Source organism: Burkholderia sp. Ax-1720 (assembly GCF_011753035.1).
GTDB classification, from domain to species: Bacteria; Pseudomonadota; Gammaproteobacteria; order Burkholderiales; family Burkholderiaceae; genus Burkholderia; species Burkholderia gladioli.
In genome coordinates this window covers 1-19,629 of sequence record NZ_VWWK01000138.1, presented here as the reverse complement: position 1 = coordinate 19,629, position 19,629 = coordinate 1, and the positions used below count along the sequence as shown (strand labels likewise).

Here is a 19,629-nt window from a genome sequence, read left to right as displayed (position 1 = left end):
GTGGACCTCGGCCAGCGGCCCGCGCGCGCTGCGCGCCTCGCCGGACAAGCCGGCCTCGCGCCAGAACGGCCGCTCGTAGATCGCCAGGTATTTCGCGTGCGGCGCCATCCAGGTGGCCGTGCCGCGCCAGCGCCGCGCGATCGGCTCGGGCAGCGCCGGCTCGAATTCGATGGTGGTGGCGGCGAGCCTCGGCGGCAGCGCCAGCAGCACGTGCGCCGCCGAGAAGACGCTCGCGCCGCCTTGCGCGTCGATCGTCTCCAGCTCGACCTGCTCGCCCGCCAGGCGGATCCGGCGCACCGGCGCGCCCGTCACGATCCGCGTCGAGGCCAGGCGCGCGCGCACCGCGTCGACCAGCGCGCCCATCGAGCCCGCCAGCCGCCACGAGTGGGTCGCATAGGCCTGCATCCGCTGCGGCGCACCCTGCTGGCCGCGCTCGACCATCATCGCGCCCGCTTCGGGCTGCGCGAAGCGCGCCAGGCCCAGCGCCTCGACCAGCTCGCTCAATTCGGGCTGGAACGACGGCCAGAACCAGGTCGCGCCGAGATCGAAGCGCCCGCTCTGTTGCGCGGTCGCGTCGCTCGCAGCCATGCCGGCCTTTGACGCGAGCAGCTCCGCCTCGCCCGGCGCCTCGATCCGGCCGCCGAGCCGCTCGCCGGCCTCGATCAGCAGCAGGTCGCGAAAGCCGCGCTGCTCCAGCCGCCATGCCGCCGTCAGGCCGGCCAGCCCCGCGCCGACGATCACTACCTGCGCGCGCCTCAGCACGATGCCGCCTCGGGCTGGCCAGCCTCGCCGCCGGTCTTCACATAGACGGTCGCGCCGCTCGTGCCGGCCCGGCTGGCCGGCCGATCGCCACCGGGCAGGCGGATCCAGCTACCGCGCAGGTAGCGCGCCCCATCCACGCGCAATTCGCCATCCACCACCAGCAGCTCCGCCCGGCCCGTCGCACCGATCGCGAGCGCCGCATCCGCGTCGAGCCTGCGCAGCTCGACGCGTTCGGAATCCGAAACGAACAGCGAACAGACCTCGCCGCCCGCCTCGCGTCGCCAGGCAGCCGGATCGCGCGTGTCGACGCGGATCGAGGCCGCCTCGCCCGCCGCCATCTGGCGCAGCTTGACGAACAGCACCGCGCCGTCGGCACTCGACGGTTGGTGCGCCGAGCCCGGCGGATTGCGCAGATACCAGCCGGCCGGGTAATCGAGCTCGCCTTCCGAGAAGGTGCCCGCCAGCACCAGGATCTCCTCGCCGCCCGGATGCGGATGCGCGGGAAACCGCGAATCGCGCGCATAACGGACGATGCTCGTGGCGCGCGCCTGCTCTCCGCCGACGCGGTCGAGCATCACGCGCTCGACGCCGGGCTGCGGCGAGGCGATCCATTGGTATTGATCGGCCGACACGATGGCGCGGCGCGCGAAATCGGCATTGACGAGCATGCGGGTGGCTCCGGAACAAGTGCGTGGAAATTGCCGCGTGGACCGCGGCAATGGATAAGGAAGGACGGCGCTCATTGGCATGAGCGCCGTTCATCGGCGAAGCCCGATGCCTCAGGCCGCTGGCAGCGCCGCGTGCGCTTCGAGCACGCGCGCCGAGTAGGTCAGCGCGGCGCCCGCGTTCAGCGCGATCGCGACGCCGAGCGCCTCGGCGATCTCCTCGCGCGACGCGCCGTGCTCGACCGCCTTCTTGGTATGCACGGCGATGCAGCCGTCGCAGCGCGTGGTGACCGCCACCGCCAGCGCGATCAGTTCGTGCACTTTCGGTTCGAGCTTGCCGAGCTTGGCGCCGGCGTTGTCGATCGTCATCAGGCCGCGCATCGCCTCGGGGTTCAGTTTCGCGAAGTCGCCGACTCGCTCCAGCAGCGAGTCGCGATAGGCATTCCATTCCTGCATCATGGTGGATCGCTCCAATCTCGGTTGAAGGTGAGGCTCGCCCGGGCTCAGGCGACCTGGTAGATACGGATCTCGGGGGCGGCCTCGAGCAGCGGCCCGAGTTCGCCCACCACGTCGGCCGTAAACAGCGCGCTTTGCAGATAGACCTGCGCGTTCGCCTCGCTGTCGAAGCCGTGCAGCACCTGCACGTCCTCGTCGCGCAGCAGCAGCTCCTTGGAACGCGCGCCGGCGATGGTGCCGAGGAAGCTCGGCTTGTACTTGGCGTAGACGCTGGCCGCGGCCGCGCGATTTTCCTTGGCGATCTTCATCGTGATCTGCAGATAGGCCATGGCATGGCTCCTTTTGCTGGGTTGTTCGGTTCGGTTTGGTTCGGTTCGGCTTGCTTCGGCGAGGGGTTTCAGCCCTGGCGGCCGGCCATCACGCCGCCGTCCACCGGCAGCACGGTGCCGGTGATCCACGAGGCGTTGTTCGAGGCGAGGAACAGGATCGCCTCGGCGATATCGGCCGGCTGGCCGTTGCGCCCGAGCGGATGGAAGGCGTTGAAGGCGGGCAGCGTTTCCTTGACCTGGTCGTCGGACATGAAGGTGTTGTAGACCGGCGTCTCGACCACGGCCGGCGCGACTGTGTTGATGCGGATGTTCGAGGCGGCCAGCTCGATCGCCAGGTTGCGCGTCAGCGCATGCACGCCGGCATTGGCGGCCGAATAGGCGGCCGACGGCGTCGCGCCGATCGCCTGCAGCGCCCACAGCGAGCCGGTCTGCACGATCGCGCCGCCGCCGCGCAGTTGCATCGCCTTGGCCGCGGCCTGCGCCATGAAGAACTTGCCCTTCAGGATGATGTCGAGGAAGCCGTCGTACTCGGCCTCGTCCACCTCGAGGAAGGACTTGGGGCGGAACACGCCGGCATTGTTGACGAGGATGTCGACGCCGCCGAAGGCCTCGGTGGCCAGCGCGACCAGCGCGGCCGCCGTTGCCGGCCTGGCGATGTCGCCGGCCTGCCAGCGCACGCGCTCGCCGCTCGCGTCGATCTCGGCCGCGGCCTGCTTCAGCTTGGCCGCGTCGCGCCCGCCGATCACGACGCTGGCGCCCGCCTTGACGAGCCGCGCCGCGACTTCCTTGCCGATTCCCGAGCCGCCGCCGGTGACGATCGCAACCTTGGAAGAAAAACTATGCATGATGACTCCCGTTCGTGACGTTGAATGAGCCACGGGCTGCTTGGTTGGTTCGGCAGTTCGTGACTGGATGACTGCATTCTTCGCCGATCGCGGAAGTGCCGCAAATCAGATATTGTGTGTCGTTCTGAAAGAAAATCTTCTTCTTTTAGATTGCGACACGAGGGAACGAAAAGCTTTTGGCTTTCGTGGGGGACATGCCACGAGGGCAAAACGTGAGGAAAAAACGGACGTGATCGAGCAACGATAGAAAACGCCGCACGAGCAGCGGCGCAGGTGTTTTTCGCGCTTACCGCATCGGAACGAAATTCACGCCGAAACGCTCGGCGAGGTTGGCAAGACGCTTGTCGATGGTCCAGAGCCGTGCTCCGGGCGTAATCAAGGCCGACGAGAGCAAGATGAAATCCACCAAGCCGCAGCCCATGCCGAAGAGTTGCTCTCGTTCGACGAAATCGATGACTTCCGTGACGCTGGCCTGATTGCAGGCCTGCAGCAAACGAAGGTCACCCAGCGTTCTCGATCGAGGAGCCGGTGGCGTACCACAAGCCAACTCACCGATGACCATCGGATGAATGAGTACCAAATCGAAAGAAAGCAGGTCGAACAACGCTCGATTCCCATTGCGGAAGTGCTCGACCCAGACCGAAGTATCGACCAGGACCCCCATCACGACTCCGGCTCGATTCGATAACGATGCACGTCTGGCATGTCGGGTGCCGCACCGCCAAGTGCGGCGAGCCGCTTTGCAGCCTGGACGCGCACGAATGTCTTGATCGCCTCCCGGAACAGGTCCGCCTTGTCCATTCCTGGTTCGGCCATTTGCAAGGCCTGGGTGTAAAGATCATCGTCGATAGTCACCGTGGTCCGCATGATTTCACCTCATCAAATAAGATTCGAATTTACATCATTTTTTGCATCAAGGTACCGTGAAAACACCCATCTTCCTCAACGCCCTTCGCGCCTTCGAGGCCAGCGCCCGCCACCAGGGCTTCTCGGCCGCCGCGGCCGAACTGAACGTGACGCCGGCCGCGGTCGGCCAGTTGGTGCGCTCGCTGGAGGAGTGGCTGGGCGCGCCCTTGTTCGTGCGCGGCACCAGCGGCCGCGCGCGGCTGGTGCCGACCGAGACCGCCGAGCGCGCGCTGCCCGATATCCGCGCCGGCTTCGACCGCCTGTCGATCGGCCTGGCGCGCCTGCAGGAAGGCACGCGCTCGGGCGTGCTGACCGTGGCGGTCAGCCCCGCGTTCGCCGCGAAATGGCTGCTGCCGCGCATCGAGCGCTTCCACGCGCAATGCCCGGAAACCGACGTGCGGCTCGACACCAACCTGAAACCGGTGGATTTCGTCGCGCAAGGCATCGACATCGGCGTGCGCTACGGCCGCGGCAGTTGGCCCGGCCTCGCCGCCGAGAAGCTGATGGAGGAACGCATCTTCCCGGTCTGCTCGCCGGCCTGGCTGGCCAGGCACGGCGCGCTGGGCTCGCCGCGCGAGCTGGCCGGCAAGCCGCTGATACACGATCGGTCGGTGGAGACGGATGCGGGTTTCGCATCCTGGGAAGCCTGGCTCGCCCACGCGGGCGCGGCCGGGGTGGAAGCGCGGCGCGGCATGCAGGTCAACAATTCGGCGGCCGTGCTGCAGGCGGCGATCGACGGCCACGGCATCGCGCTGGCGCGCAGCGTGATGGCCTGCGACGACGTGGCCGCGGGCCGGCTGGTGCCGCTGTTCCCCGAGATCGCCTATCCCTCGGCGCTGGCCTATTACGTGGTCTATCGCGCCGAGGCGGCGACCCTGCCCAGGCTGGTGGCGTTCCGCGACTGGCTGATGCGCGAGGCCGCGAAGGGCGATTGCGGGAGCGGGGCCCAGGCCGGTTGAGCCCTGGATGGCGCCGCCGGTCGAGCGGCAGGCAGCGCGCGCGAGCCTCGCCCTACCCGCGTTTTCGCTTCGATACTCCCGCGCCGCGCCTCAGCGCGATTGCGACTGCGCCTGGGCCAGCGCGTCGAGCGCCGCGCTGCGCGCCTGCACGCGCGCGAACAACTGCTCGATATCGAAGCCATCCAGGTCGAGGTCGAAGCGCTGGTCCAGGCAGGCGGCCCAGGCAGCCGCGTCGGCGAGACGCTCATGGCGGGTCGCCGCCCCGCTCGCATCGCGCAGCGTCAGGGTGTCGTTGAGCAGCGCGGCGCGGCCTTCCGGCAGCACGCGGCTGACGATCAGGTCGTTCACGAACTTCGAATCGGGATGCGTCGAGGTGTACCAGTTCGCCACCTCGTAATCGATCTGCTCGACGGCGCGCGCCACGAAACGATAGACCGGCTGCCAGCCCTTCGCGGCACGGAATTCCAGGTCGAACGCGTCGGCGCCGGGCGCCTCGACCAGCCGGTACTCGCCATGCGGCGTGCGCTGCGCGACACCGGGCGTGGCCGCGAGCGGCGCCGTCTGCGTGACCGCGCCGAAACCGACGTCGAGGTTCCAGGTCGCGCCGTCCAGCTCGACGCGCAGCAGCATGTGGGTCTGCGCGGCCACCAGCTCGGGGGGACGCTGCCAGCGCACGCGCGCGATCAGCGGCGTGACGCGAAAGCCGAAGCGCTCCAGCACCGCCTGGAACAGCCGGTTCTGCTCGAAGCAGTAACCGCCGCGACGCCGCGCCACCAGCTTGGCGCCCAGCGACGGCAGGTCGAGCCGTACCGGCGCGCCGGTCAGGGAATCGAGATTCTCGAAGGCGACCGCGGCAGGATGGAGGCGATGCAGCCGGCGCAGCGCATCGAGCGTCGGCGCGACTTCGCCCCGGTAGCCGATGCGTTCGAGATAGGCGGGAAGATCGAGATCGTCGTGCATGCCAGGAGGTCCGGTGGAAGGGAGCGCGCGCGGCGGCGAATGCGCGCTACCTTAGCACTGCCATGCGATCGCCGCCGGCAGGCGCGAGACGGCAGGCTTCGGCGAGACGATGGCGCCGCGTCGTGCCCGTCAATGCGCGACGCGGCGCAGCGCCAGCGTGGCGACCGGCGGCACCTCGATGCCATGCACCGAGGCGTAGCGCACCGCGTCGTTCAGCGTGGCCGCGGCCGCGTCGATCTGGTCGGGCGCGTGCTCGGCGAAGCGTGACGAGGCCGCATCGGGCGCGGCCGCCTGCGCGCCGCTGGGCAGGCCCTCGAAACGCTGCAGGCCCTCGCCGAGCGAGGCGAGCCCGCTGCTGAAACTGTCGCGATCGACCGGCAGGGCCGAGGCCGACGATGCCGACGCAAAGGCCTGCGACAGCGCCAGCGCGATCGATTGCTGCGCGCCGCCGATCTCGGCGAGCGTGCTGCTCGAGACGCGCGAGGCGTCGCTGCCGTCGCCGAGCGTGCCGGCCGCGCTGGCGGCCTGGCCCGCCGCGCCCGACAGGCCCATCGCGACGGCCAGGTCGGCCTGCCCCGCCAGCACGCGGCGATTCGCGTCGACATAGGCGGTCCAGTCCGGCGAAGCGGAGGCAGCGGAGGCGGCGGAAGAAGGGGAAACGGGAGAGGCTGAAGCGCGGCGCGTGGCGCCATCGGGGCTGGCCGAGTCGTTGCCACGGCCGTCAATCGCGGCGTATTGCGCGACATATTGCGCGGCGGCCGGGCGCGCCGCGGCATGCGCGTGGCCCTGCTGCGCATGCGCGCCGGCGCTCGCGACGAAGCCCGCCGCGGCCATGAAGGCCGCCCGGGCATGCCTCTTCGCGATCGCTCTTACCTTGTGGGATGTCGTCAGCGCTTTCATGGACAAAATTGTCCGCGCAGCGCGACGCGGGATGCAACGATCGATACAACTGGAAACGTATGAGCAATCCGGGGCCGGTGCGCGGCGCGGCTTCGCGCCTGGCGAAGGCTACGCGACGGCGACGGAAACGCGGCGCCCAATAGCAAGCGCCGCGCCCGGGAATCGCTTCGCTCCGCCCTGCCGCGCCTAAGCCCGCAGGATGCCCGGCAGGCGCTCGGCGACCAAATCGCCGGCCTGTTGGTAAGCATGCGCGAGCTGCAGCACAGCGAAATCGTCGCGCGGGCGCCCGATCAGCTGGATGCCGGTGGGCAGCCCCGCCTCGTTGAAACCGGCCGGCACGTTGACCACCGGGCAGCCGGCCAGGGTCCAGGGCGTGACGGTTTCCATCCAGCGGTGATAGCTGTCCATCTCGCGGCCCGCGATCGCCTTCGGCCAGCGCTCCTCGACATCGAACGGAAACACCTGCGCGGTGGGCGCGGCGATGAAGTCATGGCGCTCGAACATCGCCATCAGGGCCTGCAGCCAGGCCGTGCGCGCGGCGCTCGCCTCGTAGACCTGCTCGGCCTTCATCGCCAGCAGCCCTTCCACCTCGTAGACCGCCTCGGGCTTGAGCAGCGCGCGCCGCGCCGGATCGCGGTAATGCACCAGCGCCGCACCGCCGGCCAGCAAGTGACGATGCGCGAGCCAGATACGCCAGATCCGCGCCGGATCGAAGGCCGGCAGCGCGGCATCGACCTCGCAGCCGATGCTGCGCAGCGTGCCGAGCGCCGCCTCGCCCAGCGCAAGCACGCCCGGCTCGGTCGCGAGATAACCGTCCCAGTCGCCGACCCAGGCGATCCGCTTGCCGCGCAGGTCGGCGTCGAGCGGCTGCGTGAAGCGGGCCGGATCGTCGTCGAGCGAAAGCGCGTCGCGCGCGTCGCGGCCGGCCTGGATCGCCAGCAGCCGGGCCAGGTCGGTGACGGTGCGCGCCATCGGGCCATCGGTGCCGAACTGCTGGTAGAACACGTCGACGGCGGGCCAGCGCGGCACGCGACCGACCGAGGGCCGGAAGCCGAGCACGTTGCAGAACGCGGCCGGATTGCGCAGCGAGCCGCCGAAATCGCTGCCGTCGGCCACCGGCAGCAGGCGCGCGGCCAGCGCAGCGGCCGCCCCGCCGCTGCTGCCGCCGGCGCTCTTGCCGAGATCGTGCGGATTGCGCGTCGCGCCATAGACCTCGTTGAAGGTATGCGAGCCGAGCCCGAACTCGGGCGTGTTGGTCTTGCCGATGAAGATCGCGCCGGCCGCGCGCATGCGTGCCACGGCCACCGAATCCTCGGCCGGGCGGAAATCGCGGAAGATCGGCGAACCCATGGTGGTGACGATGTCCTTGGTCATCGCCAGGTCCTTGGGCGCCTGCGGGATGCCGTGCAACCAGCCCTGCCACTCGCCGCGCGCCAGCGCCGCATCCTTTTGCGCGGCCTCGGCCAGCAGCGTGTCACGCTCGCGCAGCGCGACGATCGCATTGACGCGGCCGTTCACGCGCTCGATATGGTCGAGGTAGGCGCGCATGGTCTCGACGCAGGACACGGCCTTGCCGCGGATCGCGTCGGATAGCGCGTGCGCGGGCATCGCGACGATCGGATCGAGGGAGATGGGAGACGACGGGGCGGGCTTGACGCTCATGAGGCACTCCTGAAGCGAGGGAACGCCGACAATTATATGAAGGGTAAGCCGAGCGGTCTGCGCGATTTCGCCGTCGATTTTCGATTTTTTTCGCATAATCCAGTGCGATTCGCACTGAATCCGCGCCATCGTTTCGCGTGCCGCCATGACGCCCGGCCGCGTGCGGCCCGGGTGGCAACACGCGGCCCCAATGTGTCATTTATGCGCATAAACATAAAATTCTTGGATTTTTTATTCGGCCGCCGCGCCGCGAGCGGGGAGCGCAGCACATACAGGTATTTCTTGTAGCGCACGGTGTCGCCCTGCAGATAGCCGCAGAAATTCTTCCTCGCCATCGCCAGGTAGTGGTGCCGGCCGCGCAATGGCGAAAAGAATGCTGCGGCCAGCGACTTCCGAACTCGCAGGCAAACGACACGGGTCGATCTACGGCACGCATCGCGCCCCGCGCCGGATGGTAGCCGACGGCACGTTTCGCGAGAACCTTTACGCGCGGATCAACCTGTGGACCTACGAACTGCCCTACCTGGCCGAGCGACACGAGGAGTCTCGATTTCGAGCACGACCGCTTCGGCCACGAGCAAGGCGAGCAGGTACGCTCCAATGTCGAGGAAAAAGGCGCTACCTGGCATTCGCCGCATCGCGGCAGGCAGCGTGGGCGAGCAATTTCCACGAACTGTCTGCGTCCATCACACGATTGGGAGCGTGTGCGGGAGGCAACCAATCCGGGCCGGGCCGCAGAACCACCCTCGCGCCCGGCACGTCTTGACGAGATTTTTATACCCCAGCGCCCACTCTTTACGAGATCGACACCACCGGTTGTTTACGCTGCGGGCATCGCATCCGAACTGCTTGCCGCCCCACATGCTCAAACTGCTCGTCCCCGTCGGCCACTCCCCGCGCGCGCTGCAGGCCGTGCGCCATGCCGCCTTCCTCTACCGCGAGCGCTGCGCCTCCGAGGTGGTGCTCGTCAACGTGCAACCGCCGCTGGGCGGCTCGCGCGCCGACGCCTTCCATACCCATCGCGAACTCGACGAGATCGGCCGCGCCGCGGCCGAGCACGACCTGGCCGCGGCCATCACGATCCTGCGCGACGCCGGCGTGCACTACTCGCTGACCATGAAGTTCGGCGCGACCGCCGACGCGATCGCGCGCTGCGCGCTGGAGCATCGCTGCGACGAGATCGTGCTGACCGCGCCGCGCCGCAATCCGCTGCACTGGCTCGCACGCGTGTTCGGCCTGGGCCTGCACGATCGTCTGCTGCGGCTCACCAAGCTGCCGGTCACGGCGGTGCACTGAGCAGGCGGCGCCGAAGCCGCGTCCAGGGCACCTGCGTCGCGCGTCAAAACAAAACGGCCGGCATGACAATGCCGGCCGTTTCGCATCCCGCGCTGGGAGCGCTCAGGCTTCCAGCCGCTCCAGCACCTGCCCCTTGGTCTCGATGCCGATGAAGTGCACCGTCAGCGCCGCGATCAGCGGCACCGCGCCGAGCAGGTAGAAGGCCGGCGCCAGGTTGCCGCCGAGGATCGCGTGCGGCACCACCATCGGCGCCACGAACGAGGCGATCTTCAGCCAGGCGCTGCCGAGCCCGCAGCCCGAGGCGCGGATGCTGGTGGGGTACTGCTCGGGCGTGTAGACGTAGGCGGTGATGAAGCCCGAGGCCATCAGCCCCAGCGCCAGCGAGCAGCAGATCGCCACCACGTAGACCGAGGCACCGTGCCAGTAGCCGGCCGCCGCCAGCGACAGCGCGCAGAGCAGGAACGACACGCTGATCACGGGCTTGCGGCCCACCACGTCCACCAGCAGCGCCGACACCAGCGAACCGAGCACGCCCAGCACCGAGCCGATCACGGCCAGGTTCAGCGCGAGCTGCAAGGGTGCGTGGTAGAAGTCGCGATAAATGGTCGGCAGCCAGGTGGACAGCCCGTACTGGATGAAGCCGCAGGTGGCCCACAGCGTCGCCACCGCGATGGTGCGCCGGCGATAGGCGGGGCTCAACAGGTCGAGCGCGCGGCGGCGCGGATGGCGCGCCAGCACCTGGTCGAACTCCTCGCTGCCGGCCGGCGGCGGCAGCGTCCCGCGCACCGAGGCCTCGAAGCGCGAGAGCGCCTCGCCGGCCTCGGCCAGCCGCCCGCGCGAGGCCAGCCAGCGCGGCGACTCGGGCACCAGGCGCGTCAGCACCAGGCCCAGCAGCAGCGGCAGCCCGCCGATGAAGTACATGATCTCCCAGCCGTAGCGCGGCACCAGGTAGGCACCCAGCGCCATCGAGGCCAGCAGACCGATCGGGAACACGATCTCGTACAGCAGCACGAAACGCCCGCGTCCGTGGGCGCGCGTGATCTCGTTGATATAGGTGGCCGCCACCGGCAGCTCGCCGCCCAGGCCGATGCCCTGCAGCACGCGCAGCGCCACGAAGGCCGCGAAGCTCGGCGCGAAGCCGCAGGCCAGGCTGGTCACGCCGATCACGGTCGAGCTCCAGGCGATCGCGCGCACGCGGCCGTGCCGCTCGGCCAGCATCGGGAACAGGATCGCGCCGATCAACTGCCCGATCGCGCCCGAGGCGATCAGCCAGCCGATCTGCGCCGGCCCGAGCCCCCACTTGTGGATCAGCAACGGCAAGGTGGCCGCGATGGTGATCACGTCGAAGCCGTCGAAGAAGGTAGCGGTGCCGATCAGCACCCGCGCGCGGATCTGCAGCGCATTGGTCGGCAGGCGTTCGAGACGCGCGACGACCGCGCCGGGCGTGGCCGGCGCCGCGGCGGCCGACACGGCCGGGCTGGCGACGACGCTGGGATAGGTGCTCATGCGGGGATTCTCCTTGGGGCCTGCGATAGCGGGTGGCGTGGGCGGCAGCGTCGCTAGGCCAGCGCGCGGCTCGTGTCGGTGAGCGCCGCGCCATCGACCGCGCGGCCCTGGTTCATCCATTTGCGCGCGAGCTTGAGTTCGCGTGCCGTGTTGATGGCGATCACGCCGCGCAGCGTGACGCCGTCGACGAAGAACAGCGTGGCGCGGCGCGCGGCCAGGTCGCCGCGCACCAGCATGGTGGTGGCGTCGCCGGGGTCGCCGAGGATCTGCAGGTTCACGTCGTACTGATCGGACCAGAACCAGGGAATCTCGGCATAGGGCACGCGCGTGCCGAGCAGGGCCCGGGCCGCCGCGATCGCCTGGTTCTGCGCATTGGCCCAGGATTCGAGCCGCGTGCGGCGCTTCAGCCAGGCGTTCGGGTGGCTCGCCACGTCGCCGCAGGCGAAGATCGCCGGATCGCTGGTGGCGCCGTATTCGTCGACCACGATGCCGTCCTCCACCGCCAGGCCGGCCTCGCGCGCCAGCGCCAGGTTCGGCACCAGGCCGATGCCGGCCACCGCGCAATCGGCGTCGATCACGCTGCCGTCGGCGAGCATGGCACGCACGCGCGAAGCGTCCTCGGGATGCGGGTCGAGCGCGGCCAGTTGCGCGCCGAGCCGCAGCTCGACGCCCTGGGCGCGATGCAGCTCGAGCAGGAAGTCGGACACGGCCAGCGGCAGCGAACGCGCGCAAAGCCGCGGCGCGCCCTCGACCAGCACCGCCTCGATGCCGAGCTTGCGCGCGGTGGCCGCCACCTCCAGGCCGATCCAGCCGCCGCCGATCACCAGCACGCGGCGGCTCGCGCGCAGCGTGCGGCCCAGCTCGGCCGCCTCGTCGAGCGTGCGCAGGTAATGCAGCTTCGGCGTCCTGACGATGGACTCGGGCAGCCGCCGCGCCGCGCCGCCGGTGGCGATCACCAGGCGGTCGTAGTCCAGCTCGCGGCCCGACTCGGTGCGCACGATGCGCCGCTCGCGATCGATCGCCGTGGCCCGCTCGGGCTGCCAACGCTCGATCGCGAGCCCGGCCAGCTCGTCCGGCTTCAGCAGGTGGGTGCTGGCCGCGTCGGCCTCGCCCGCCAGCACCGCCTTCGACAGCGGCGGGCGCTCGTAGGGCGGATGCGTCTCGTCGGCGATCATCACCAGACGCCCGGTATAGCCTTCCGCGCGCAGCGTCTTCGCCACCCAGCCGGCGGCCTGCCCGCCGCCGATCACGGCGACGGTCTCGATGCGATCCTCAGCCATGCTTGCGCTCCGTCATGAAGGCGCCGGCCGGCGCCTCGGCCTGCTTCTGGCGGCGCGTATGGCCGTCGATGCCGCCGTCGATCGCCCATTCGGCGAACACGGTCGGGCCCGGCTCGAAATCGCGCGGCTGCCATTCGGGCGTCAGCACGTCCTCGTCGGCGTAATACTCGATCAGGCCGCCGGCCGGGTTCTGGAAGTACCAGAAGTAGGCCGACGACACCGGGTGGCGCCCCGGGCCGAGCTGGGTGGTCCAGCCGCGGCGGCTGATATGCAGGCCGCCGCCGAACACCTCGTGGATGTCGCGCACGGTGAAGGCGACGTGGTTCAGGCCGCGCTTGCCGTTGGGCAACTGCAGCAGGAACAGGTCGTGATGGCCGCCGTGCGGCGCGCAGCGCAGGAAGGCGCCGCGCCCCGGATAGCGGTCCGAGGTCTCGAAGCCGAGCAGTTCCTGGTAGAACGCGGCCTGCTCGGCGAGGCGGTCGGTGAAGAACACCACGTGCCCGACCTCGACCGGCTCGGCGCGCTCGTAGACAGGGCTGGGCTGGTCGACGCGCGCGGCCGGCAGGCCCCAGACGTTCGAGGGCGAGCCCTGCAGGTCGAGCGGCCGGCGCCGCGTGATCTCGACCCGGATCGCCATGCCGATCGGGTCCAGGCAGCCCACCGCCTCGTCGGTCTCGAAGTGGCCCGGCTGGCCGGCGAAACGGCCGCGCAGCGCGTCGAGCTCGGCGCGCGTGGCCACGCCCCACGTCACTTCGCGCAGCGTCGGGCCGGCCTCGAAGGCGGGCGGCAGCGAGGCATCGTCGGCCGCCACCAGCCGCACCGTGCAGCCGTTGAGCGTCTCGAAGCGCGCCTGCCCCGCGTCGTGCGCCACCTCCTTCAAGCCCCAGTCGGCGAAGAAGCGCCGGCAGGCGTCCAGGTCGGTCACGCCGTAGGTGATCTGTTCGATTCCAAGGATGGTCATCGCATCGTGCTCCCGTTCAATTCGCCCACGCGAGCGGCAAGTCGTTGAGGCCCCAGTAGAGGCTCTTCTGCTGCATGTACTCGACGATCCCGAGCCGCCCCTTCTCGCGGCCCTGGCCGCTGTCCTTCCAGCCGCCGAACGGCGTCGAAATCGAGAACTGCTTGTAGGTGTTGATCCACACCGTGCCGGCCTCGAGCGCGCGCGCCACGCGCCAGGCGCGCTTGTAGTCGCGCGTCCAGATGCCGGCGGCGAGCCCGAACACGCTGCGATTGGCCATCGCCAGCAGCGAGGCCTCGTCGTCGAAGGGCATCGCCACCAGCACCGGCCCGAAGATCTCCTCCTGGCAGATGCGCGCCTGGTTGGACAGCCCATCGAGGATGGTCGGCAGGTAGTAGTAGCCCTGCTCGCGGCCGTCGCCGCCCGGGCGCTCGCCGCCGCACAGCACGCGGCCGCCCTCCTCGCGCCCCAGCGCGACATAGGATTCGATCGAGGCGCGGTGCTGGGCGGTGATCAGCGGGCCCATCTGGGTGCGCTCGCTGGCCGGGTCGCCGACCCGCAGCGCGCGGGCCCGCTCGACCAGGCGCGAGACGAAGGCGTCGTAGAGGCCGCGCTGCACGAACAGGCGCGAGCCGGCGATGCAGGATTCGCCCGAGGAGCTGAAGATGCCGTACAGCACGCCGTTCACGGCGTGGTCCAGATCGGCATCGTCGAACACGATGGTCGGCGACTTGCCGCCCAGCTCCAGCGACACCGGCATGAAGCGCTCGGCGGCGAGCCGCGCGATGCCGCGCCCGACCTCGGTGCCGCCGGTAAACGACACCTTCTTCACGCGCGCGTCGCGCACCAGCGCATCGCCCACCACCGAGCCCTTGCCCGGCAGCACCGAGATCACCCCGCGCGGCACGCCGGCCTGCTCGCAGAGCCGCGCCAGCGCCAGCGAGGCCAGCGGCGTGACCTCGGCCGGCTTGAGCACCACCGCGTTGCCGGCCGCCAGCGCCGGCCCGAGCTTCTGCGCGTCGGAGGCGATCGGCGAGTTCCAGGGCGTGATGGCGGCCACCACGCCGAGAGGTTCGTGCACGCTCATCGTGAGGTAGTCGCCGCGCGAGGGCGTGAGCGCCTCCTCGAAGGTCTCGGCGGCCGCCGCGAAGTAGCGGAAGGTATTGGCGGCGCTCGTCACCAGCGCGCGCGTCTCGCTGATCGGCTTGCCGTTGTCGCGCCGCTGGATCTGCGCGAGCTGCTCGTGGTTGGCCTGCACCAGATCGGCGATCCGGTGCAGCACGGCGGCGCGCTGGTGCGGCTTGAGCCCGGCCCAGTCGTCGCGTCGCCAGGCGGCGTCGGCCGCCTCCAGCGCGTCGCGCGCGTCCTGCGCGTCGGCCATCGCGATCTCGCGGTTCAGCGAGCCGTCGGCGGGATACAGGCTCGCCGTGGCGGCGCCGCGGCCCGGCCGCCATTCGCCGCCGATCAGGATCTCGCCGGTCGGTACCAGCGGAAAATCGAATGCTGTCATCGTCTGTCCTCGGTCATCCTCAACAAGGCATCGCGTGCCCGGGCGGCGGCGCGGCCAGGCCGGCGCCGCCGCTCGCTCAGATCACGCAGCGCGCGGCGCGGTTGCGCAGCGCGCGGATCGCGCTGAATGCCGTCAGCGCGGAGGTTTTCGGGTTGTCCGGCAAGGGCTTGCCCGACATCTCCAGCGACATCTCGCCGAACGCGCCGCGCGCCACGATGCGATGCACGTTGCGCGTCACGGCCGGATCGGCGATCAGGGTCACGCGCGTGCGATCGAGCCCGAGCCCGGCCAGCGCCACGGTGGCGGCCACGTTGGCGTTCTTCGGGTAGAGCCGCGCCGCGTCGCGCGCGCTGCCCTCGAAGATGACCTGCTCGACCGCCAGCGTGCGCAGCTCGCAAACCGCCTCGGCCGGCGTGTCGAGCCAGCCGGTGGGCGGCTTGCGGCCGATGTAGCCCACCTCGTCCAGGCCGCCCTGCCTGGCCGAGGCCAGCGCGTCGATCCCGCCGATCGCGCCCGACAGCAGGGTGAGCGTGGCCTGGCCCTGGTCGGCCGCCTGCGAGAGCGTGTCGAGCAGCGCCAGGTCCGACAAGGCGCCGATCGAGGCCACCGCGCAATCGGTGCCGGCCTGCAGCAGCGGCACCACGTGATCGACCAGCGCGCCGTGCCCGGCGCATTCGAGCGCGAAGCGCGGATGGCTCGACAGCGCCTCGACCGAACTGACCACGTCCACCCGCTCGCCCAGCTCGGCGCGCACCGCGTCGCGCTGGTGCGCCGGCACGATCACGTGGGCCACGCGCAGCGCCGTGTCGTGCTCGACCGCGCGATAGACGGCCGCGCCGATCGCGCCGAAGCCGATCATCGCCACTTCGAGCGGCGCGCCGCCGCCCGCCTGCGCCGCCGGCTTATGCATATTGCTGCTCCTGGTCGAGCGGCTGCTTGACGGGCGGCCCGGCGAAGGCGGTGGTGAAGGCGCCGACCGACAGCATGTCGACCTCGACCAGCACCGGCCCCGCATGGGCCAGGCCGTCGCGGATCGCCGCCTCGGCCTGGTCGAGCGAGGCGATGCGGTGATGCCTGAGGCCCAGGCTCGCGCAGAACTGCGCGAAGTCGGGCTGGTGCAGCTCGACGAAGCAGCGCCGGCCACCGTATTGCGCGTCCTGAATGTTGCGGATCACGCCGTAGCACTGGTCGTTCATCAGCACGATCATCAGGTCGGCGCGTTCCTGCACGGCCGTGGCCAGCTCGCCGACATTGACCATCAGGCCGCCGTCGCCGACCAGGCAGACCGTCTTCGCGGCGCTGCCGGCCAACGCCGCGCCGATCGCCATCTGCATGCCCTGGCCGATGCCGCCGCCCAGCGCATGCACGCCCGCGCGCGGCTCGAAGATCTTCAGCAGCCGGTTGCCCCAGGTGCTGTTCGAGATGGTCACATCGCGCACCCAGTTGTAGTCGCGGCCGACCTCGGCCTGCAGCGTCTCGACCAGTTGCCGATACGGGCCGAGCCCCTCGGCCACGTCGGCCACCGCCGCCTCGCGCGCGGCGGCCAGCTCGGCCGCGAAAGCCGGGTCGACCTGCATGCGCCCTTCGAGGCGGTCGGCCAGCTCGGCCAGCACGCGCTTCGCGTCGCCATGCACGAACAGCGCGTTGCGATAGCCGCGGTTGTCGGCCAGCGCGTCGGCGTCGATGCGGTAGAGCGGCTCGGGCAGCGCCAGCTTGTACTTCAGGGTTTCGTTGCCGCGCAGCCGCGAGCCGACCACCACCAGCGCATCGCAGCCGCGATAGAACTGCTCCACCGCGCCATGCACGTTGAAGGCGCCCAGCGTGGCCGGATGATCCTCGGGCAGCACGCCGCGCCCCTGCACGCTGGTCACCACGCCGAAGCCGAGCGCCACCAGCCGCTCCACCTCGGCGCGCGCGTGCCGCGCCCCGCCGCCGAGCCACAGCAGCGGCCGGCGCGCGGCGGCCAGTTGCTCGGCCAGTTGCGCGACGCGCGCGCTGTCGTGTTCGCGCGGCGCCACGTGGGCGGGGGCGAGATCGGCGGGCCACTCGATCTCGGCGGCCTGGATGTCGATCGGGATCTCCACCGAGACCGGGCCGCTCGGAGCGGTCTGCGCCACGCGCACCGCCTCGCGCAGCGTGGGCAGCACCGATTCGACGGTGCGCACGCGGTAGGCCGCCTTGGAGATCGCGCCGAGCATGGTCAGCTGGTCCGGCGCCTCGTGGATGTAGGCGAGGTCCTGGTCCAGGTAGGGCGTCTCGATCTGCCCGGTGATGTGCAGCAGCGCGGTGCCGGCCGTGAGGGCCTCGACCATCGCGCCGGCCGCGTTGCCGGCGGCCGTGCCGGTGCTGGTGAAGGCCACCCCCAGGCCGCCCGAGACGCGCGCCAGGCCGTCGGCCATGTTGACCGCGCCGGCCTCGCCGCGCGCGCCGACGTAGCGGATCCGCTCGCGCCGGTGGATCGCGTCGAGGATCGGCATGTTGTGGATCGAGATCACGCCGAAGGCGGTCTTCACGCCGCAGTGTTCGAGAAAGGCCGCGATCAGTTCGCCGACCGTGGTGCGTTGGATGTCAGACATGGCGTGCAAAGCCTCCGGAAACGTCGATATGGCTGCCCGTCGTATAGGAGGACAGGTAAGTGGCTAGATGGAACAGGGCTCGCGCGGCCTCCTCGGGCCGCCCGAACCGGTCGAGCGGAATGCGCTTGGCGCGCGCGATGCCTTGCGTCCAGGTTTCCCAGTCCTGGCCCGGCTGCGCCTCGCGCTGGTGACGGCGGTGCCACTGCCCCGACTCGACGATGCCGATCAGGATCGAGTTGACGCGGATCCCCTGCGGCGCGAGTTCGGTGGCAAGCGACTTGACCAGGCTGAGCACGCCGGCGCGCGCCGAGGAGGTAGCCACCATGTGCGGCTCGGGCTGCAGCGCGAGCAGCGAATTCACACAGCTGATCGAGGCCGCCGGTGCCTCGCGCAGCATCGGCAGGAAGGCGCGCGTGGGCCGGATGATGCTGAAATACTTGAGGTCGAGCTCCTCGCGCCAGGCCTCGTCGCTCGTGTCGGCGAAGCTCGACACGCGCCCCTGCCCCGCGTTGTTGACCAGCATGTCGGCGCGGCCGAAACGGGCCGCCACCGCGCCGGCGAAGGCCTCGACCTGGCCCGCGTCGAGCACGTCGCAGCGCGCGGCCAGCAGCGGCGCGCCCGGGTGGCGCTCGCGCAGCCCGGCCTCGGCCTGCGCGAGCCGCTCGGCGTCGCGCCCGCAGATCGCCACCGAGGCGCCTGCCTGCAGGAACAAGTCGGCGGTGGCCAGGCCGATGCCGGACGAGCCGCCCGTCACCACCGCCACCTGCCCGGTCAGATCGATTTCGATCATCGCAATCCCAATGCCTTCAGATAGGAGTTCTCATCATCGGAGCGGTAATTGAGCCGCCGCGACAGTTCATTGGCCGCCCTCACGACCTTCTCGACCAGGCCGTCGGCGATCAGCGCCGCGTCGATCTCGGGTTTCGGCACCGTCACCGTGACAGCCGCCACGATGCGCTGCGTGTCGTTGCGCACCGGCGCGGTGACCACCGAGATGCCGCGCTCGAACGAGGCGTTGCTGATGCCGTAGCCGCGCGCGGCATCCTCGCGGACCAGCGCGAGCAGCGCCTCCAGGCTGTCGGGCGTGGCGCGCGTGGCGCGTTCGAGCTGGCGCTCGGGGTACAGCGCGCGCAGCTCGGCCTCGCTCAGGTCGCCCATCAGCACGTGGCCGTGGGTGGTGGCATGCGCGGGCAGCCGCGTGCCGACGTTGACGCGAATCGAGCTGAAGGCCGGCGCCGCGCTCTGCGCCTTGGCGACGAACACCACGTCGCGGCCGTCGCGGATCACGATATGGGTGGTGAAGCCGGTCGCCTCGCGCAGGCCCTCGATCACCGGCAGGCCCAGGTCGGTCAGCTCCAGCGAGCTCAAGTATTCGAAGCCCAGGCGCAGCACCGCCACGCCGAGCCGGTAATTGCGGTCCTTGTCGGCGCGCTCCAGGAAGCCCAGCGATTCGAGCGTCTGCAGCAGCCGGAACACCGTGGTGCGCGGAATGCCGAGCCGCTTGGACAATTCCGGCGCGCCCAGCACCGGCTCGCGCGGCGAGAATTCCGCGAGGATCCGCAGCCCGCGTTCGAGGCCCGGTACCACGTAGGCGCCGTTCGCGGCATCCGCCTCGGACGCGCCGCTGTCGGCCGGCTCGCTTCGCAGGGCGAGTTGGGTCGGGTTCATGCCTGTCTCCATGATTCGTCGCAGCGCGCGCAGAACGCGCCGATCAGCGCCGAGTAGCGCTCGGGTGCCTCCACGTAGCCGGCATGGCCGGCGCGCGGCACGATGCGCAGCGCCACGCCGGCCGCCGCCGCGATCCGTTCGCAGGCGTTCGGCGGCGTGATGCCGTCCTCGGCGCCCACCATCACCTCCACGCGCGCGGCGCCGGCGGCGTCCGCCATCGCCCGCCAGGCGGCGAGATCGGCGGCCAGGTCGGCGTTCGCGAGCAGATGGGTGGCCTGCGTGTAGCCGGCCGGCTTCACCTGCGCCATCACGCGGCGCACCCAGGCGCGCGCGGCCTCGCCGGCATGCGCCGACAGCATGTTGGCGCTGCGTTGTTCGGCCAGGCCGGCGA

The 19,629-nt window shown here is 70.5% G+C and carries 21 protein-coding genes and 2 pseudogenes; 3 read left to right on the top strand and 20 right to left on the bottom strand.

Annotated features, from left to right (window positions below):
• The 7 genes from F3J18_RS27665 to F3J18_RS27635 all read right to left on the bottom strand — a co-directional run.
• On the bottom strand, positions 1–762 hold a 762-nt coding region (locus F3J18_RS27665; RefSeq protein ID WP_166915315.1), incomplete at its 3' end, for an FAD-dependent oxidoreductase.
• Positions 756–1,430 (bottom strand): cupin domain-containing protein, encoded by a 675-nt coding sequence (locus F3J18_RS27660; protein WP_166915313.1) that lies wholly within the window; start codon positions 1,428–1,430, stop codon positions 756–758. The genes F3J18_RS27660 and F3J18_RS27665, both read right to left, overlap by 7 nt.
• 111 nt (positions 1,431–1,541) lie before the next feature.
• Positions 1,542–1,886 (bottom strand): carboxymuconolactone decarboxylase family protein, encoded by a 345-nt coding sequence (locus F3J18_RS27655; RefSeq protein WP_025097989.1) that lies wholly within the window; start codon positions 1,884–1,886, stop codon positions 1,542–1,544.
• A gap of 44 nt (positions 1,887–1,930) precedes the next feature.
• Positions 1,931–2,212 carry a hypothetical protein gene (locus F3J18_RS27650; RefSeq protein WP_025097988.1) on the bottom strand — a complete coding sequence of 94 codons (282 nt, stop codon included), beginning with the start codon at positions 2,210–2,212 and terminating at the stop codon, positions 1,931–1,933.
• A gap of 68 nt (positions 2,213–2,280) precedes the next feature.
• Positions 2,281–3,057, bottom strand: coding sequence for a glucose 1-dehydrogenase (locus tag F3J18_RS27645; protein WP_124095168.1), 777 nt, complete (start codon positions 3,055–3,057; stop codon positions 2,281–2,283).
• A 286-nt stretch (positions 3,058–3,343) separates the two neighbouring features.
• Positions 3,344–3,721 (bottom strand): type II toxin-antitoxin system VapC family toxin, encoded by a 378-nt coding sequence (locus F3J18_RS27640; RefSeq protein ID WP_025097986.1) that lies wholly within the window; start codon positions 3,719–3,721, stop codon positions 3,344–3,346.
• Positions 3,721–3,924: a type II toxin-antitoxin system VapB family antitoxin gene (locus tag F3J18_RS27635; RefSeq protein WP_025097985.1), complete on the bottom strand. Its 204-nt coding sequence runs from the start codon at positions 3,922–3,924 to the stop codon at positions 3,721–3,723. Before F3J18_RS27635 ends, F3J18_RS27640 begins: the two co-directional genes overlap by 1 nt.
• 56 nt (positions 3,925–3,980) lie before the next feature.
• Here F3J18_RS27635 and gcvA point away from each other — a divergent pair, with 56 nt between their 5' ends.
• Positions 3,981–4,922, top strand: coding sequence for a transcriptional regulator GcvA (gcvA, locus tag F3J18_RS27630; protein WP_166915311.1), 942 nt, complete (start codon positions 3,981–3,983; stop codon positions 4,920–4,922).
• A gap of 90 nt (positions 4,923–5,012) precedes the next feature.
• On the opposite strand, the gene F3J18_RS27625 is transcribed toward gcvA, so the two are convergent.
• The 4 genes and pseudogenes from F3J18_RS27625 to F3J18_RS38700 form a co-directional block, all read right to left on the bottom strand.
• Complete coding sequence (locus tag F3J18_RS27625) at positions 5,013–5,882, bottom strand: arylamine N-acetyltransferase (protein ID WP_166915309.1); 870 nt, start codon at positions 5,880–5,882, stop codon at positions 5,013–5,015.
• Positions 5,883–6,011: 129 nt separating this feature from the next.
• Positions 6,012–6,716, bottom strand: coding sequence for a hypothetical protein (locus F3J18_RS27620; protein WP_240156446.1), 705 nt, complete (start codon positions 6,714–6,716; stop codon positions 6,012–6,014).
• 252 nt (positions 6,717–6,968) lie between these two features.
• On the bottom strand, positions 6,969–8,444 hold the full coding sequence (locus tag F3J18_RS27615) for an amidase (protein ID WP_166915305.1): 1,476 nt from the start codon (positions 8,442–8,444) through the stop codon (positions 6,969–6,971).
• A 239-nt stretch (positions 8,445–8,683) separates the two neighbouring features.
• A pseudogene (locus F3J18_RS38700) lies at positions 8,684–8,836 on the bottom strand (nucleotidyltransferase domain-containing protein); the annotation flags it as partial.
• A 29-nt stretch (positions 8,837–8,865) separates the two neighbouring features.
• Between F3J18_RS38700 and F3J18_RS38305 the strand changes: the two are divergent.
• Positions 8,866–9,141 (top strand): annotated as a pseudogene (locus tag F3J18_RS38305) (sigma 54-dependent transcriptional regulator); the annotation flags it as partial.
• A gap of 164 nt (positions 9,142–9,305) precedes the next feature.
• A complete protein-coding gene (locus tag F3J18_RS27605; protein ID WP_025097976.1) occupies positions 9,306–9,740 on the top strand; it encodes a universal stress protein in 435 nt (144 codons plus the stop codon).
• 102 nt (positions 9,741–9,842) lie between these two features.
• Here the strand turns inward: F3J18_RS27605 and F3J18_RS27600 are convergent, their stop codons facing one another.
• The 9 genes from F3J18_RS27600 to F3J18_RS27560 form a co-directional block, all read right to left on the bottom strand.
• Positions 9,843–11,246 (bottom strand): MFS transporter, encoded by a 1,404-nt coding sequence (locus F3J18_RS27600; RefSeq protein WP_025097975.1) that lies wholly within the window; start codon positions 11,244–11,246, stop codon positions 9,843–9,845.
• A 53-nt stretch (positions 11,247–11,299) separates the two neighbouring features.
• A complete protein-coding gene (locus tag F3J18_RS27595) occupies positions 11,300–12,526 on the bottom strand; it encodes an FAD-dependent oxidoreductase (protein WP_166915303.1) in 1,227 nt (408 codons plus the stop codon).
• A complete protein-coding gene (locus F3J18_RS27590; protein WP_166915301.1) occupies positions 12,519–13,487 on the bottom strand; it encodes a VOC family protein in 969 nt (322 codons plus the stop codon). Before F3J18_RS27590 ends, F3J18_RS27595 begins: the two co-directional genes overlap by 8 nt.
• A 16-nt stretch (positions 13,488–13,503) precedes the next feature.
• The gene (locus tag F3J18_RS27585) at positions 13,504–14,994 is read right to left on the bottom strand and encodes an aldehyde dehydrogenase (protein ID WP_166915299.1); all 1,491 of its coding nucleotides are present in this window, start codon (positions 14,992–14,994) and stop codon (positions 13,504–13,506) included.
• Between the two features lie 76 nt (positions 14,995–15,070).
• The gene (locus tag F3J18_RS27580; RefSeq protein ID WP_166915297.1) at positions 15,071–15,904 is read right to left on the bottom strand and encodes an aspartate dehydrogenase; all 834 of its coding nucleotides are present in this window, start codon (positions 15,902–15,904) and stop codon (positions 15,071–15,073) included.
• On the bottom strand, positions 15,897–17,570 hold the full coding sequence (locus tag F3J18_RS27575) for a thiamine pyrophosphate-binding protein (protein WP_025097970.1): 1,674 nt from the start codon (positions 17,568–17,570) through the stop codon (positions 15,897–15,899). Before F3J18_RS27575 ends, F3J18_RS27580 begins: the two co-directional genes overlap by 8 nt.
• Positions 17,563–18,360 (bottom strand): SDR family oxidoreductase, encoded by a 798-nt coding sequence (locus tag F3J18_RS27570; RefSeq protein WP_166915295.1) that lies wholly within the window; start codon positions 18,358–18,360, stop codon positions 17,563–17,565. Before F3J18_RS27570 ends, F3J18_RS27575 begins: the two co-directional genes overlap by 8 nt.
• Positions 18,357–19,238 (bottom strand): IclR family transcriptional regulator, encoded by an 882-nt coding sequence (locus F3J18_RS27565; RefSeq protein WP_025097968.1) that lies wholly within the window; start codon positions 19,236–19,238, stop codon positions 18,357–18,359. The genes F3J18_RS27570 and F3J18_RS27565 overlap by 4 nt, the downstream gene beginning before the upstream one ends.
• Positions 19,235–19,629: alpha/beta hydrolase (locus F3J18_RS27560; RefSeq protein WP_240156445.1), on the bottom strand; the 395-nt coding region annotated here is incomplete at its 5' end. The genes F3J18_RS27560 and F3J18_RS27565, both read right to left, overlap by 4 nt.

Excerpts from the sequence above, each read along its gene's own strand:
- F3J18_RS27660 (WP_166915313.1), bottom strand. The coding sequence starts at position 1,430 with ATGCTCGTCAATGCCGATTTCGCGCGCCGCGCCATCGTGTCGGCCGAT.
- F3J18_RS27655 (WP_025097989.1), bottom strand. The coding sequence starts at position 1,886 with ATGATGCAGGAATGGAATGCCTATCGCGACTCGCTGCTGGAGCGAGTC.
- F3J18_RS27650 (WP_025097988.1), bottom strand. The coding sequence starts at position 2,212 with ATGGCCTATCTGCAGATCACGATGAAGATCGCCAAGGAAAATCGCGCG.
- F3J18_RS27645 (WP_124095168.1), bottom strand. The coding sequence starts at position 3,057 with ATGCATAGTTTTTCTTCCAAGGTTGCGATCGTCACCGGCGGCGGCTCG.
- F3J18_RS27640 (WP_025097986.1), bottom strand. The coding sequence starts at position 3,721 with ATGGGGGTCCTGGTCGATACTTCGGTCTGGGTCGAGCACTTCCGCAAT.
- F3J18_RS27635 (WP_025097985.1), bottom strand. The coding sequence starts at position 3,924 with ATGCGGACCACGGTGACTATCGACGATGATCTTTACACCCAGGCCTTG.
- F3J18_RS27625 (WP_166915309.1), bottom strand. The coding sequence starts at position 5,882 with ATGCACGACGATCTCGATCTTCCCGCCTATCTCGAACGCATCGGCTAC.
- F3J18_RS27620 (WP_240156446.1), bottom strand. The coding sequence starts at position 6,716 with ATGGCCGCGGCGGGCTTCGTCGCGAGCGCCGGCGCGCATGCGCAGCAG.
- F3J18_RS27615 (WP_166915305.1), bottom strand. The coding sequence starts at position 8,444 with ATGAGCGTCAAGCCCGCCCCGTCGTCTCCCATCTCCCTCGATCCGATC.
- F3J18_RS27605 (WP_025097976.1), top strand. The coding sequence starts at position 9,306 with ATGCTCAAACTGCTCGTCCCCGTCGGCCACTCCCCGCGCGCGCTGCAG.
- F3J18_RS27600 (WP_025097975.1), bottom strand. The coding sequence starts at position 11,246 with ATGAGCACCTATCCCAGCGTCGTCGCCAGCCCGGCCGTGTCGGCCGCC.
- F3J18_RS27595 (WP_166915303.1), bottom strand. The coding sequence starts at position 12,526 with ATGGCTGAGGATCGCATCGAGACCGTCGCCGTGATCGGCGGCGGGCAG.
- F3J18_RS27590 (WP_166915301.1), bottom strand. The coding sequence starts at position 13,487 with ATGACCATCCTTGGAATCGAACAGATCACCTACGGCGTGACCGACCTG.
- F3J18_RS27585 (WP_166915299.1), bottom strand. The coding sequence starts at position 14,994 with ATGACAGCATTCGATTTTCCGCTGGTACCGACCGGCGAGATCCTGATC.
- F3J18_RS27580 (WP_166915297.1), bottom strand. The coding sequence starts at position 15,904 with ATGCATAAGCCGGCGGCGCAGGCGGGCGGCGGCGCGCCGCTCGAAGTG.
- F3J18_RS27575 (WP_025097970.1), bottom strand. The coding sequence starts at position 17,570 with ATGTCTGACATCCAACGCACCACGGTCGGCGAACTGATCGCGGCCTTT.
- F3J18_RS27570 (WP_166915295.1), bottom strand. The coding sequence starts at position 18,360 with ATGATCGAAATCGATCTGACCGGGCAGGTGGCGGTGGTGACGGGCGGC.
- F3J18_RS27565 (WP_025097968.1), bottom strand. The coding sequence starts at position 19,238 with ATGAACCCGACCCAACTCGCCCTGCGAAGCGAGCCGGCCGACAGCGGC.